The organism is Bacteroides sp. 1001302B_160321_D4, assembly GCF_015667765.1.
Lineage (GTDB): Bacteria > Bacteroidota > Bacteroidia > Bacteroidales > Bacteroidaceae > Bacteroides > Bacteroides xylanisolvens.
The window spans coordinates 13,191-28,712 of the sequence record NZ_JADPLO010000045.1 but is presented as its reverse complement, the minus strand read 5'-3'; the positions used below and the strand labels follow the sequence as shown (position 1 = coordinate 28,712).

At 45.9% G+C, this 15,522-nt stretch carries 7 protein-coding genes and 1 pseudogene; 3 read left to right on the top strand and 5 right to left on the bottom strand.

Annotated elements, in window-relative coordinates:
• Positions 1-22: 22 nt before the first annotated feature.
• From KFO40_RS16870 to KFO40_RS16860, 3 genes are read right to left on the bottom strand one after another with little or no spacing between them, the layout of a single operon-like run.
• Complete coding sequence (locus KFO40_RS16870; protein WP_117683611.1) at positions 23-1,837, bottom strand: heparinase II/III family protein; 1,815 nt, start codon at positions 1,835-1,837, stop codon at positions 23-25.
• Between the two features lie 20 nt (positions 1,838-1,857).
• On the bottom strand, positions 1,858-3,669 hold the full coding sequence (locus tag KFO40_RS16865) for a RagB/SusD family nutrient uptake outer membrane protein (RefSeq protein ID WP_134985294.1): 1,812 nt from the start codon (positions 3,667-3,669) through the stop codon (positions 1,858-1,860).
• 30 nt (positions 3,670-3,699) lie between these two features.
• Positions 3,700-6,972, bottom strand: coding sequence for a SusC/RagA family TonB-linked outer membrane protein (locus KFO40_RS16860; RefSeq protein WP_087322066.1), 3,273 nt, complete (start codon positions 6,970-6,972; stop codon positions 3,700-3,702).
• Positions 6,973-7,238: 266 nt separating this feature from the next.
• On the opposite strand from KFO40_RS16860, the gene KFO40_RS16855 reads away from it, so the two are divergent.
• Together KFO40_RS16855 and KFO40_RS16850 are read left to right on the top strand one after the other, a co-directional pair.
• On the top strand, positions 7,239-8,672 hold the full coding sequence (locus KFO40_RS16855; protein WP_049701441.1) for a sialate O-acetylesterase: 1,434 nt from the start codon (positions 7,239-7,241) through the stop codon (positions 8,670-8,672).
• 167 nt (positions 8,673-8,839) lie between these two features.
• Entirely contained in the window at positions 8,840-12,850 is a 4,011-nt protein-coding gene (locus KFO40_RS16850; RefSeq protein ID WP_151935834.1) for a hybrid sensor histidine kinase/response regulator transcription factor, read from the top strand.
• Here the strand turns inward: KFO40_RS16850 and KFO40_RS16845 are convergent.
• Positions 12,790-14,067 carry an ATP-binding protein gene (locus KFO40_RS16845; protein ID WP_151923239.1) on the bottom strand — a complete coding sequence of 426 codons (1,278 nt, stop codon included), beginning with the start codon at positions 14,065-14,067 and terminating at the stop codon, positions 12,790-12,792. The two genes, KFO40_RS16850 and KFO40_RS16845, sit on opposite strands and share 61 nt — an antisense overlap.
• Before the next feature lie 176 nt (positions 14,068-14,243).
• On the opposite strand from KFO40_RS16845, the pseudogene KFO40_RS25960 reads away from it, so the two are divergent.
• A pseudogene (locus KFO40_RS25960) lies at positions 14,244-14,423 on the top strand (helix-turn-helix domain-containing protein); the annotation flags it as partial.
• Between the two features lie 210 nt (positions 14,424-14,633).
• Here KFO40_RS25960 and KFO40_RS16835 read toward each other — a convergent pair.
• Entirely contained in the window at positions 14,634-15,407 is a 774-nt protein-coding gene (locus tag KFO40_RS16835) for a radical SAM protein (protein WP_004298756.1), read from the bottom strand.
• Positions 15,408-15,522 lie beyond the last annotated feature (115 nt).

Here is a 15,522-nt window from a genome sequence, read left to right as displayed (position 1 = left end):
TTCAATGAATTTATTTGTATTACTACTTCAAAGGAATAAGTCGTACTTTCAGTTGCGCGGCACGATTGGCAGGAATCACCGTCTCAAAGCCAACGCGGATGGTTCCCGGATTGCGGAAATCATATTCATGCGGAGGCACGTTCGACCAGGTTTTCATTTCTACTTCCGTATCGGCATCTACCGTCAGCAGCATCCGTTGGCCGTCTTTGGTCAATTCTATACGGTTCTTGCCCGTTATTTGGGCTTCCGCCGGAGTGACCATTATCCAGGATACGGCAGCTTCCTTGTCTCCCGTCTGCAACCGGTCGGTTACTTCCAAGTGGTCTTTCTGATCCAATATCACGGTGCGGACGGCTTTCTTCACACTGTTGGCAAACACACTCGACAGGTCTACTTCCGCCCCTTTCTGTTTCTTCGATTCGAAAGTACGGGTGATCGGAGCATTGCTCTCTACCAAATGCCGTTCGCTGTTAATCGTCAGGGTGTTGTGAGCAACATTACTTAGCCGGAATACTTCCCAACGTTGTCCGTTCTGCGACATATTCCACAGGTCTACTCCCTTACTTTCGAGCGTGATGTAACTCTGCATACCCAAGTCCATCGCCCAACGAACCCCGTCTCTCTCGAAGATAAACGAACCGGCATCCATGTGCGCATGAGAGGTAGAAGGCGAACCTCCTTTCACTCCCAGATAGGTATCTTTCTTGCTGTCCCATCCGCCACGGTAAATAAACACAGGTGTATCTCCGCGACTGAACCAGAAGTTTTTCTTCGGCTTGCCGATATGCTTCAAATCGAGCTGCGAACAGAACACCATCAGGCTGGGCAGTAAACGGTCTTCGGCAAACGGCATATCCGGCCGGTCGAGATACTGACGTTCGATCCACAACAGGGAAAGGTCTTTTGCTTTGCCTGCAAACCAGAACATCATCATGTTGCATTCCGCCTCTACCGGAGAATCCGAGAAACAGAAACAGTCTCCACCCGGAGCCGTCATATACTGCATGAAACGGGCAGACTCCATGAAGCCGGGGGCTTGGGAGAGCCCATTGTCTGTGCCGAAAGCACTTTCGAGCGCAGCAATGAGCATTACCTGAAAACTTGTCCCGTACCCCCAATATCCGAATCCTTCGGGATAGCCTCCGTCGGGACCATAACCTACCATCGCTTTCGGATTTGTCTCCATGCATTTCTCAATGATACCTTTCGATACTTCCGGAATCTCTTCAAAAAGAGCCAGCGCGCCATACGCCAATCCACTATTACATACGGAATTCCAGTTGTTCTTGGCTGTATAGAACCAGGCATGACGGGTGTTCTTTGCCGCATCGAAGCCTTTGGCGATGATTGCTTCGCGCACCACCCGGCGAGTGTCGGGCTGCAAAGAGTCATACAGCCAGTCATAACCGATAGCCAATGCCATTACCATCTCGCCCACATCCAGGAAATGAGTGGGGTTCCAGTCGGTGAAACGACTGACGGCCAGCATCTCCTGTTCCGCACGGAGAGCGTATTTCCGATCTCCCGTCATACGGTAAGCGTAGGACAGGTAATAGATACGCTTCAGCGCAATGCGCGAAATCGCCAGCAGGCGTTTACCCTCTTTGATACGTTCCACAGGTGGTTCCGTAAGTGTCCGGTCGCAAAGTTCCATGATCCGCTGGTGAACAGTGGCCAACGGGGGATACTCCGCAATGGCTTTCCTGATGGCTTCTTCTCCTCCCGCCGGCAATAACAACCGGGGATGAGGCGCTATCTTGCCATAATCAAACTGTTGCGCAACCACACCCGTGCAACCGGATACAAAAATGAGTAATAGTAAAAGTATTTTCTTCATCCTTATTCAAATCTTTATGATTAATACGCCCAACCGCTTCGTTTAGTCAGGTTCGGGTTCTTTTGCGTTTCAACGATAGGAGCAGTCCACGGCCACATGTAATCGGTGTAATACCAGTTATACTCTACCAGTTCGCCCCACCAGGATTTGCCGCCATTGATGTCTTTCCCCTGGAATTTGGTTTCTTTGTAGGTTCCCCAACGTACTTCATCGAAGAAGTTGATTCCTTCCAGACAGAATTCCACGCGACGTTCATAGCGTATCCTTTCGAGCATGTCTTCCTTTCCGTTCACTGCGCACGGGCCGCTTCCGCCCTCTGTCAGTGCAGGCATGTGGGCACGGGTACGCACTTTATTCACCAGGCGGATGGCTTCTCCCAACTGATCGGTCTGCGCCAATGCTTCGGCATACTGCAACAGTACATCGGTATAGCGAATCAACGGCCAGTCGGTATGGCAACGGCTCCGGCTAATCAAACGGCCTTTCTCAAACTCATTGTACTTGCGATAGCAGTAGAAAGCAGAAGTACGTTTATCGAGCCAGAAGTCTCCACCATTCGTGCCCTGTTCCTTCAACGGCCAACGGAGTTGTTTACCGATCTGGTTGGCATCTCCCGCATAATTAGGCTTGTAGCAGTCTACCGGCACATAAGGAGTGACGACGGTCTGTTGCAGACGCGGGTCACGACTGTCATACGCCTTTTTGATACGGGCTTCATTACCGCTGTTCAGGTAATATTTCTGATAGATATCTTCGCCTACCCGTTTGATAAGCGCATTCTTTTGTGAGGACATGGATTCCAGTCCGTCACGGCAGAAGAAGATTTCACGCTGTTTTGGAGTCAGCAAGTCCCAGTCTTGCAGGCCGTCTACTTCCGACCATTTGAAGTCCGATCCGTCGGCGTTCTTATAGTAGTCCACAAAGTCTGCGGAAGGTTTTATTTCCGTCCAGCCATCATACGTATCGCGGGCACCGGTCATTTGCTGAATGTTATCACAATAACCGGTTTCTTCGCTGAACTGGAGCGAGAAGATCATTTCTTTATCCTTTTCGTTTTCATATTTGAAGAAGTCGGCATATTCGCCTGTCCACAAGCCATAACCGCACGCTTCCACTTCTTTGAAATCGTTGCCTGCTTCCTTGTATTGCTTCTTCCACATATATACCATACCACGCAGGGCATAAGCGGCTCCTTTAGAGGGACGGCCGTAGTTTTCATTCAGCGTGTTATTGGGGAAGTCGGGATTGTTGATGCAATACGTCAAATCATCCAGAATGACTTGCCATACCTCATCTACCGAAGATTGACCACGGGTACAGTCTTCGTTATTGATGGGTTCCAGATAAACGGGGACGCCCTGATAAAGCATATTCAGACGATTGTACGCCCAGGCACGAAGGAAGCGGGCTTCGCATTGGTAACGCGCCAGTTTATCAGCGCTCATATCCGCTTTATGCAGATTGGCAATCGCATCGTTACACGCATGGATGATGGTGTAACAGAACTTCCATTCATACCACACCTGAAAGTCATTGGCAGGCTTGGTAGCCAGCGAAAGCAGTTCCACCGGATAGTTATTGGAATAATAATCGGTTGCAAAGCTCATAGCTTCGATTCCCTGACGGTTCAGTCCGTCGGCACGGCGAAGCTGGGTAGAGGAGAGTTGGGTGGCATAGAACGGGAAGTAGAGTCCTGCCATTCCCTTGTCGGCAAGCTCCTCCGTGGTCCACATGTTTTCACTTGCAATCTGGTCTTCCGGAGCCACATCGAGAATATCCATGCAGGAGGTAGCCGCCAGCGCCATCGTTAAAATCATTAATATCTTTTTCATATCAGATTCTGTTTTTTTAGTTCTACATCATTAAAAGGTAATCTGTCCGCCAAAAGAGATCTGACGCATCAACGGATAACCGATGGCAGTTCCTATTTCCGGATCGAGTCCCGGATAACTGGTAATCGTCAGGATATTGTCCATCGACACGAAAGCACGGAGTTTATTAACAAAGAACTTGCTGGAAATCCGTTGCGGCAACGTATAGCCGATTTGGATATTCTTCAACTTGAAGTAGTCGCCCTTATATTCGTTCCAGTCGCTCTGGATTCTGTTATTATAGGTAGTACCGTATGTCAGGCGGGGATATTTGCCCCACTGGTTGGTGCGCGGATCGTCCGGGTTGGAAGGATCGAAGAAGTAATGGTTATCGGCGATATGCTCGATAATGCCATATCCGTGGCTGACCAGTGTCGAGTTGTAGTAATCCGTATTCCAGTTGAGGTAATGCCCGAAAGCTCCCGACCATAACATGGAGAAATCAATGTTCTTGTAAGAGAAGGCACAGTTGAAGCCCAGGTTGAATTTGGGGACACTGGTGTGTCCGGAGAAATCCCGGTCGTTGGTATCGCCGTAGTTCATATCACCGTTGCTGTCGGCATAGAGTATGTCACCATACCAAAGCTGGTCTTTGGCAACCGTCTTCATTCCTCCGAACGAATAACCGGAGTCAATCATGGCCTGCACCCATACCATATCTCCTTTCGTACGTATCATTCCGTCCTTCGGTCCCGCATGGATATCCACCGCACCTCCGGTATAGCCTTCGCCGGAACCTCTGTACACCTTATACATATAGGTTTCTCCCAGTTGGCGGCCTTCGCAGATGTAGCCTCCGAAACCAGATTCAGACACATCACTGAAGTTGTTGACATAGCTCACTTTGTTTCCCTGTGCATCATACGTCCAGTATTTCTGGAGTTCGCCTTTGAACTTCATCACTTTGTTGGCGTTGAAAGAGAAGTTCATACCCACTCGGTATTCGAAATCTTTTCCGATACGGTCGTTCCAGTTGAGGGTAAATTCAACACCACGGTTGCGCACTTCACCCAAATTCTCGGGAGCAGAGCCTACAACACCCATCGAAAGATAGAGTTCGGGATGGTAGAGAATGTCCGAAGTATACTTATTATAATAGTCTATCTCACCCGTCAGGCGGTGGTTGAAGAAGCCGAAATCAAGTCCGATGTCGGTGGTGGCGGTACTTTCCCAATGCAGCTTGTCGTTGCTTAGTTTCTTGCGTACCAATCCTTTCGTTCCTTCACCGTCGATTACGACATTGCCTGTGGCGTAGTTTGCCTGCCAGTCGTAGTTGCCCGTTGAGTTGTTACCTGTCTTTCCCCAGGAAACACGCAGTTTCAGGTTAGAGAGATAGTCCGATGCTCCCTGCATGAACGATTCTTCCGAAATACGCCATCCACCGGAGAACGAGGGGAAATATCCCCAACGCTGGTTCACACCAAAACGGGAGGAGGCATCGGCACGAAGGTTGGCTTCGAAGAGATAACGTCCTTTATATCCGTAGTTGACACGGCCGAAATAAGAGAGCAATCCCCATTTGGCGGGTGCCGAGCTGGAAGAGCTGACGAGCGTCTCGTAAGTGCTTAGTTCGTTCAGCGTCCAGTCCGTAGCGCCTTTACGGGAAACGGCAAAGCTCTTGCTGTAATATTCCTGTGCGGAATATCCGAGCAGTGCGCCCAGATCGTGGTCTTTCTTGATGGTTGTATTGTAGCGTACCAGTATTTCGGCACTCTGACGCCAGGTGCGTGCGCTCGTATTAGTGATGGAAGCGTTCTCCAACGCGCTTTCGCTGACACGCTGGTCGGTGACGTAGTCCCAATAACCATTTTGGCGGCTATAAGAAGACTTGTCGGTGAATGTCGGCGAATAGTTGAAGGTACCTTCAATGTTGAGCCCTTTATAGGGAGTGATAATTCCGTAGACTGATGCGTTGAGACGCCATACGGTATTGAAACCGGTGGCTCCTGCCATCTGACCGAAAATATTATTGGCATTGGAAGATTCTTCGCTGGCTAGCGCGGCACGTCCCCAGTAGTTCGGCTCGCCGGGGTATACACCCGGAGTGGTCTGATAGAGATACTTGAATCCGTTGCTGATATTAGCCATTCCGTAATCCTGCTTTTGTCCGTAAAGACGGGTGCCGACAGTCATCCATTTCACAATCTTGGCTTCCAGGTTGGTACGGAAATTGATTTTCTGCGTACTTGAGTCGAGGTTCCAGCGATTCATCACTCCCTGATTGTCGAGATAGCCCAATGAAAGCATGTATTTCACTTTCTCCGAACTGCCGGAGACAGACAGGTTGTGTTCTTGCGAATATCCGGTGTCGAATACTTCGTCGAACCAATCGGTGTTGGGATAAGCCACGTAATTGGGTACTCCGTACTCGTTCAACCCGTTCGGATCGGCAGAAGCAGCCCTCCAGCGGTCGATGCTTTCCTGCGAGAAGATGCCTTTGGTATTCACATTGTCGCAAGCCTCGTTCACCAGTCCCATATAACGAGCATAGTCGCTTACGAAAGAGAGGTTGTTGTAAGGCATCTGCACGACTCCCGAATAAGAATAGGAGATTTGCGGTTTGCCTTTCCCGCTTTTGGTGGTGATAAGGATGACTCCGTTGGCGGCACGCGTACCGTAAATAGCTGTGGAGGCAGCGTCTTTCAGTACGGAGATGCTTTCGATGTCGTTGGGATTCACATTATCCATGCTCCATTCGATACCGTCCACCAGGACTAATGGGGAGTTGGTATTGAACGTACCGTTACCGCGGACGCGGATGGTGGCACCGTCCGAGCCGGGTTGTCCCGAAGCTTGTGTGACGTTCATACCGGCGGCGAGTCCCGAAAGGGCGGAAGAAACACTCATGATGGGTCGTCCTTCCGTCTGGTCGGCAAAGTTGATGGAAGTCACGGAGCCGGTCAGGTTCACTTTCTTCTGTACACCGTAGCCCACTACCACTACTTCATCCAGCACTTTCGTTTCCACTTTCATCTGTACATCGAGTTTCGTACGCCCGTTCAGGGGAAGCGTGGTGGTCTGATAACCAATGTAACTGAAAGAAACGGAAGGTTTGGCAGAAGTTGTTTTTAAGGTATAGTGTCCGTTCAGGTCTGTCAGGACACCGTTTGTTGTACCTACTTCGACGACGGAAACACCCGGCAGGGTTTCTCCATTCTCATCGATCACTACTCCATTTACCGTGGCAGATGTTTGTGCCCACACCACATCTGTCAGTAAAAAGAGCGAAGCCAATAAAAATAATAGATAATGCTTCTTTTTCATTTTATTAGATTTAATGAAACAATTAGGTTGTTAAATACTCACCCTGCAAAGAAATGGGATATTTAGCCAATCTAATAATACTGTTTAGGCGATTGATGCCACTAATTAAGAAAATTCAGCGGAGAATGGAAAGGAAAAACAAGCTTTTAAGATTTCGACCAGCTTTTATCAGAAAATGACTAGCTAGTTTTATTCCATATTTAAAAATAGGTTGTATTTTTGCCTGATACCTAATAATTATTCGTCGAATATCTAATAAAAACAGTATGAAAAAACATTTTCTACTTCTTATTTTATCACTTTTATTCCTGCCGATTGCACAAGGCAAAGTAAAACTTCCTGCAATGATGGGAGATCACATGGTACTTCAACAGAACAGTTCCGTTAAGTTATGGGGTTGGGCAGACGGTAAGAAAGTAACTGTCACCACTTCGTGGAACAACCGGACCTATCAGGCATCTACGGATAAAGACGGGACTTGGCTGGTGAAAGTAGACACTCCCGAAGGGGGGTATACTCCTTATTCCATTACTATCAGTGACGGAACTCCGGTCACTCTCTCGGATATACTGATAGGAGAGGTATGGATCTGCTCCGGACAGTCGAATATGGAAATGCGTATGATGGGAAATACGGCACAACCCATTGACAACTCACTTGAAACGCTGCTGAATGCAGGTAACTACCGTGACCGTATCCGGTTTATCACCGTGCCAAGAATAAAAGATGTACAGCGAAGGGCGGACTTTAAAAAAGAAAAATGGAAAGTCTCCACTCCTGAAACAACTATTGATTGCAGTGCAACAGCTTATTTTTTTGCCAAACAAATTACCGAAACTCTAAATCTACCGGTAGGATTGGTAATCAATAGCTGGGGAGGTTCCCGAATTGAATCCTGGATGACCGAAGAAACACTGTCATCCATTCAAGGAATAGATATAGAGACAGCCAAAAGTTCTAAACTGGATGTACGTAATCGATTAGGGTGTCTGTATGATATCATGTTATGGCCTGTCAAAAATTATACAGCACGTGGATTTCTTTGGTATCAAGGAGAATCGAACATTTTCAATTATCAATTCTATGCTCCGATGATGACTGCTATGGTACAACTATGGAGAAATGTGTGGGAAGCGCCCGATATGCCTTTCTATTATGTGCAGATTGCTCCTTACAAATATGAAAACAGCCGGAATACAGGTGCCGCCTTGCTGCGTGAAGCACAAGTGGAAGCACTGAAAACAATCCCTAATTCGGGCATTGTACCCACTACGGATATCGGTGATGAATTCTGCATCCATCCGCCACAGAAGGATGTAGTAGGGCTTCGGTTGGCTACGCTTGCACTGACTAAGACATACGGTATCCGCCGGTTGCCATCCAACGGCCCGATGATGACCAAAGTGGACTATGCGGACAAAAAGGCCATAGTGACATTCGATAATGCACCTGCGGGGTTGTTCCCTACTTTCTCCGAACTGGAAGGATTTGAGATTGCGGGAGCGGACAAGAAGTTCTATCCGGCGAAAGCAAAGATTGTAGGACGTACCAACACAGTAGAAGTGTGGAGTGAAGAGGTAGCCCAGCCGGTTGCCGTGCGCTATGCTTTCCGTAATTATGTGGGAAATATCACGCTACGGAATACTTTCGGATTGAGTGCTTTCCCGTTCCGCACAGATACGTGGGATGATGTGAAATAAAGGCTTCTATAAAGAGGGTAATTACCCTGTTTACAGGAGCTATATATCCAATCTGTTGGGCATATATGCCCAGCGTGTTGGGTATATATATCCAACGTATTGGGCATATAGATCCACTACGCAGGATATATAGCTCCTGCAAACAGGGGATATAAAGAAAGGAAATTATGAAACGATCCATCTTATCTATATGTATACTGCTGGCATCGGTTTCTCTGGTCTTCGCCAATATCTACAAGAAATATGACGTTAGATCGGGGTTATCGGGCAACTGTGTCCGGAGCATCCTTCAGGATAGCATCGGCTATATGTGGTTTGCAACGCAGGACGGGCTGAATCGTTTCAACGGTATCGAGTTCACCAACTACGGACATTCGTCAGAAAACGGCGGAAACAGCTATATGAATATAGTAACGATTTGCCGCCATCAGGATAACAATCAGATTTGGGTGGCAAGTACGGAGAAGCTGTATTTATTCGATTCGTGGGAAGAGAAGTTCTCCGTATTCGATAAACAGACGGAAGACGGGGTGTCAGTCAACAGCGTCTTCGGAATGGCATACGACAATGACGGGCAGTTATGGATCGGAACAACCAACGGGCTGTTTGTCTACAACGAGAAAAAAGGTACGTTGAGGCAATATCTGCATTCTCTTTCCGATCCTCATTCATTGCCGGATAATCACGTATGGGTGATTTACAACGACTCGTTCGGGACTATCTGGATAGGTACCCGGAATGGGCTGGCGAAATACAACCAACGCACGGACAACTTCACAGGGTATATATCCGAGGACACTTCTTTCGGACGTCCTGCCTGCAACGAGATTATCTCTTTGATGGAAAGTTCGCAGGGAGTATTATGGGTGGGTACATGGTACGGGGGACTGGCACGGTTCAATAAGGAGACAGGGCAATTCCGCTATTACTTCGGAGAAGGGGACACGCTTACCATTCCGCGCATCCGCACCTTGTTTCAACGAACAGCCAACTCTTTCTATCTCGGCTCCGACGACGGACTTTATACATTCAACACCACGACAGGAGAATGTCTGCCTACCGACGACGAACAAAATAAAGAAAGTATCTATGCCTGTTATCAGGATAGGGAAGGGGGAATCTGGATCGGGACTTATTTCAGTGGAGTGAGTTACCTGTCTCCCAAGCATAAGGATATCGAGTGGTATTATCCCAATGGTACGGAAAATTCTCTTTCGGGAAATGTAATCAGCCAATTCTGCGAAGATCCCGACGGTAACATCTGGATTGCTACCGAAGACGGGGGGCTGAATCTCTTTGATCCCCGCACGAAAAAGTTCAAAAACCATCTGTTGAGAAGCAGTAACCCTAACATCGGTTATCACAATATCCATGCACTACTATACAATGAAGGAAAATTGTGGATTGGCAGTTTCTCACGGGGATTATATATCCTGGATACTCAAACGGGAAAAATGAAAAACTATCGCCATAACCGCGCAAACCCACATTCAATTCCTAACGACCATATCTACTCCATCTATCAAACGAAGGATGGCAGCATTTATCTGGGAACGCTTTCCGGATTCTGCCGGTATGACCCGGAAAGTGACTCTTTCCGAACATTGGAACCTTTAAGCCATATCTTTATCTACGATATGGTTGAAGACCAACATGGGGACATGTGGCTGGCAAGCAAAAGGGACGGCATTTGGCGTTACAACCGCCAAACCGGTAAATTGCACAACTATCGCAACGACCCGGCAAATCCTGATTCTCCTTGCAGCAACTGGGTAATCCGTGTGTATATTGATCATAAACAGCATCTATGGTTCTGTACCGAAGGCGGTGGTATCTGCCGTTATCACTATCAGGAGGACCGTTTTGAAAACTTCTCTACCAAAGAGAATCTGCCAAACAATATCATCTATGGCATACTGGACGACCAATCGGGTAACTATTGGCTTTCTTCCAATAGGGGACTGATCCGGTATGAGCCGCAAAACAAACGGGCACAACTCTATACCATCGAGGATGGATTGCAAAGCAACCAATTCAATTTCCGCTCTTCCCTGCAAGCCAGTGACGGGAAATTCTATTTCGGTGGGGTGAACGGGTTTAATTGTTTCTATCCGTTCAAGTTATCTATTAATAAGGTAAGACCTACGGCGTCTATTTCGGCGGTATATATGCACAGCCCCGACGACAAAGTAAGCCTTAGCAAGCGTATACCTGCTCTTAGCGGACAAGTAACGATTCCTTATCAGGTGGTATCGTTCGACATCGCATTCGAAAGTCTTAGTTATGTGGCTCCCAGCAAGAATTTATATGCCTACAAACTGGACGGTATTCACAAAGAATGGATATATACGGATAAACATAACGTATCTTTTCTCAACCTGCCTCCGGGTGAATATACTTTCCGTGTGAAAGCCAGTAACAACGATGAATATTGGAGCAATGACGACTGTTGCCTGCATATTGAAATTCTTCCTCCACCCTGGAAGACCATTTATGCCAAGATTTTCTATTTACTAATAGCGTGTGGCCTCGCATATTTCCTGATACAGCTTTATTTGCGTAAACAGCAGGCTGTGAAAGCAAGAAAGATGAAAGAGATGGAACAAATCAAGAATCAGGAATTGTTCCAGTCGAAAATTACATTCTTCACCCAAGTGGCACATGAAATCAAGACTCCGGTTAGTCTTATCAAAGCTCCGCTGGAAGCGATTTTGGAAACACATGAATGGAACAGTGAAGTGGAAAGCAACCTGTCTGTGATACAAAAGAATACCAACCGGCTGATGGAGCTTATCAAACAATTGCTCGACTTCCGAAAAGTGGACAAGGAAGGTTATACGCTTTCATTCAATGAAGTGGATATCAACCGGATGATAGAGGACATCATCGACCGTTTCCGTGCCATCTCCCTGACCGGAATCTCTTTCAGTGTCTCCCTGCCGAAAGAACATCTGCAATATAATGTAGACCAGGAGGCGCTGACTAAAATTGTCAGCAACCTGCTGACGAATGCCATGAAATATGCCCGCACCCGCATTATGGTGATTTTGGACGAACATCTGTCTGCAGAAGGGCGTACGCTCTTCTTGTGTGTACGCGACGACGGTCCGGGTATTCCGCAAGAGGAATGCAGCAAGGTTTTCGAACCGTTTTATCAAGTGGGAAACACAGGAAACAACGGTTCGGGAGTAGGAATCGGATTGAGTCTCGTCAAATTGTTGGTGGAAAAGCATAAAGGAAAGGTTTATATCAATCCCGGCTATACGGAAGGATGCGAAGTATGTGTGGAAATTCCGTATTTGGAGAAAAGCATCTCTGTCAGCCCCTCCATTACTTCCATGCCCGACAAGGTTCCCGCTCTGGAGGAAGAGAGCGAACCCGCCGGTTACTCTCTTCTGGTAGTGGAAGACACGACGGATATGCTGGAGTTTCTGGCTAAGAATCTGGGAAATACCTATACCATCCATACAGCCGCCAATGGCAAGGAAGCCTTGGAATGTCTGGAGACAACAACAGTAGATCTTATTATCAGCGACATCGTCATGCCTCACATGGACGGATTCGAATTATTAAAGTCCATCCGTTCCGACAATATGCTTTGTCATATCCCGTTTATCCTGCTTTCGGCACTCGACAGCATCGATTCAAAAATTGCGGGTCTTGACTATGGCGCGGACGCTTATATAGAAAAGCCTTTCTCGCTAAGCCACATGAAAGCCACCATCAATAATCTGCTGGAAAACCGGCGCATGCTGTTCAATCACTTTTCAACGGTGCCGAATATGTCATACGACCAGACATTAATGAACAAAACAGACGTGAAATGGCTGAACACGATCAATGAAATCATTATCCGCAATTTCACCAATGAAGAATTTACCATCGATAAGATGGCAGAGGAGATGGCTATCAGCCGTTCCAACTTACAGCGCAAGTTGAAAGGGCTGACCGGAATGCCACCCAATGATTATATCCGGTTGATACGGCTCAAAACAGCCGGAGAACTTTTGCGGAAAGGGGAGTACCGGATCAATGAGGTTTGTTTCATTGTAGGATTTAATAATCCTTCGTACTTTGCCCGTTGCTTTCAGAAGCAGTTCGGGATATTGCCGAAAGATTATGTGAAAGGTGGTGACATAACCCATTCCCAAAAGGGAACAACTTCAATATCCCCATAAGTTTCCTTCTGGTTGTAAGTAAGCAGTATCTTCTTTTCGAGCATCACATTTTCCAGTTCGAATCCGTACAGTTCACGTTTCAGGTTCATGTCATTCAGTTCATAGCAAACCTGAAAGCCATAAGCTTTCCCGTTTTTATACGCCAAAAAATCACATTCCGTCTTACTATTGTCGAATGAAATATTCATATACCCTTTATTTCTCAGCTCATTATAAACAAGATTCTCCAAGGCACTACCACTTTGCGGAGAATAACGAAAGACATTGGCTGAAACCAAGCCATTGTCAATGAAATAACACTTATGCTGGGAACGGGAAGTCTCTTTCAAAGAATAAGAAAAGTTACGTACATCGACGCAAATATAACTGTCACACAAAAAGTTGAGATAGGACGCAACTGTATTTTCATTGCTTTTCAGTGCCTTACCCACAGCCGGTATAGAAAAACGACTCCCCATATTCTGCATCAAGTAACTGACCAGACGAAAGAACAAATGGGTGTCACGTATGCCACTATAAACGATGCAATCCTTCTGCACAATGGATTCGAAATAGCTTTTCAATAATTCCTGTTTGATGTCCTCATCAGCATCACCCAATACGATTTCAGGAAAACAACCTGTAGAAAGGACATTGTCCATGATACGCAGAACTTTCGGTGTTTGGGTATAACAATCAAGCAAAGTCGTTATTCCTTGCGAACGAAAAACTTCCCGAACAGAAAACGGACGCACTTCATTCTCGAAATAACGACCGGACAACAAGGCGGAAAAACGGTTCTGTAACAATTGCGAGTTAGACCCCGTAATATATATCTTTTCAAATATCTCAGTGTCATAAGCACTCTTTATGAATATCTCCCAATCACATAAATGTTGTACTTCATCCAAAAACAGGAATTTCACTTTCTCTCCCGTCAGACGTTCTGCATTTTCAATCACGCCGAATAATTTGGAGGAATCATCCCAAAATGGAATGAACTGCGGATCATCCAAATTAAGTACAAGAATCGACTTACCGCTCACTCCTGATTGCAACAGATCATTAATTAATAGTTTGAAGACAGTAGATTTGCCACAACGACGTACACCGGTCAGTATCTGAACATGACGCATCGTTTTCTTTTTCAGAAGATTGTCCATGATGTCTCTCGGACACAAGTGATCAAACATTTTGCCATTCCATTGGGCATTCTGGCGTATCAGGGTCTTTTCCATACCAAAATCAGTTTTTTAATAACCTTCAATTCATGCAAATATAAGAACTTTATTTTGTTTACCTAACTATGTTTCGGTAAAATGAGTATTTACAGGAAACATAATTAGGTAAATAAGCCCTTTAATCTGGAAAGAGTGTTCTTTATAAAGAACGTTTTGCAGATAACACTTGGCGTAAATACCGGATCAATGAGGTTTGTTTCATTGTAGGATTCAATAATCCTTCGTACTTTGCCCGTTGCTTTCAGAAGCAGTTCGGGATATTGCCGAAAGATTATGTGAAGAAAGGAAACATTATCAGGGAAGTACACATTCTCAAGCATTCCCACTGCGATGAGAAAAAATACTCATTATAATGAGAAAAAACTCTCACTGCAATGAGAACTTTTTCTCATCGCAGTGAGAATATACCCTTGTCAGAATAGGCTGAAACAGCTCATGAAGCCAATAAAAGGGCGAGCAATAAAATAGGAAATATAAAACTTCTGAATTCTATTAGTTCGCCCTCTTATATTAATTTTCTTACGTATTATCAAGAAGAAATATATCCCTGTTTGAATTATATTTTAATAAGAAGCTGTTGCCGGAATACCTTCCTTTTCCAATAAAGCCACAATACGGTCTAACTCTTCATGCGTAGCCTTTTGCAAATCGTGGTCGGGAGTCTCCCGGTCGATCGTATAAATCATCACTTGCCGGGGAGCGATTTCTTTCACTGCTTCTATCCAGGGGAGCACATACTTGTCGGATGTATTATCCATGTCTTTTCCCTGATAACCTCCTTTCAGAAACATCGTCTGTACGATGCAGTTTCCTTTGAACTCTTTCATTCTTTCGATAATCTTCTTAACAGAATATTTTCCGTTAGGACGGTCCAACAGATGAATGTATTCTTCATCCACCGTATCCAGTTTCAGGATATTATTATCTATCTTGTTCAGTGCTTCGAATACAGCAGGACGGTCGATAAATGTAGAGTTACTCAATACGCTTACTTTTGCTTTTGGGAAATACTTGTCGCGAAGCGCAAGTGTATCTTCTATGATTTCCGGGAAATGGGGATGCGCAGTCGGTTCACCGTTTCCGGCAAATGTCAGTACATCGGGAGCAGGGCCGTTTGCCTGCATGTCTTTCAGTTTCTCTTCAAGAGCCGTACGGACTTCTTCACGGGTAGGAAGAAGTTTCTTCGTACGATGTTCAGCATTGAAACCACACTCACAATAAATGCAGTCGAATGAACAAACCTTACCGTCATCCGGCAATAAATTGATTCCCAATGAAACGCCCAAACGGCGGGAATGAATAGGGCCGAAGATGGGTGAAGGAAAAATAATAGTCATCTTATTCTAATTATTTATTCATAAATCATAGCAAAGATAACCCAAAACTTATAGGTTATTCTATCTGTACGACCATTTTTTCATCATCCCAAACAAATTATTACTCTAACGCCAC